This window comes from Tamlana crocina (assembly GCF_012037625.1).
This window is the reverse complement of record NZ_JAAVJS010000500.1, coordinates 1-359: the sequence shown is the minus strand read 5'-3', so window position 1 is coordinate 359 and position 359 is coordinate 1. Positions and strand designations below refer to the sequence as shown.

Below are 359 nucleotides of genomic sequence, written 5' to 3'. Positions count from 1 at the left end.
CAAAAAGAGCACCAACGATTAATTATAAACTTTAAAGAGCAGCGAGCACATAAAGATGCTCACAACAGAAGACGTGGTCTTGAAAGACTGGAAAATAAAGTTAAATCAGGAAAACTCACCAAATCCCACATCAATAACAAAGGCTACAATAAATATTTAAAAATAGAGGGTAAAGCAGATGTCCTAATCGATTACAAAAAATTTGAAGAAGATGCCAGGTGGGATGGACTCAAAGGATATGCAACAAATACAGATCTACCCGCTAAACAAGTAATCGATCAGTATAATGAATTATGGACTATAGAGAAGACCTTTCGGATCTCAAAATCAGATTTAAAAATACGACCCATCTACCATAG

Annotated in this window: 1 protein-coding gene; it reads left to right on the top strand. The window is 35.1% G+C overall.

The window, feature by feature from the left end; translation table 11 throughout:
• Window positions 1-359: IS1634 family transposase (locus HC176_RS17780; protein WP_425338226.1), on the top strand; the 359-nt coding region annotated here is incomplete at both ends.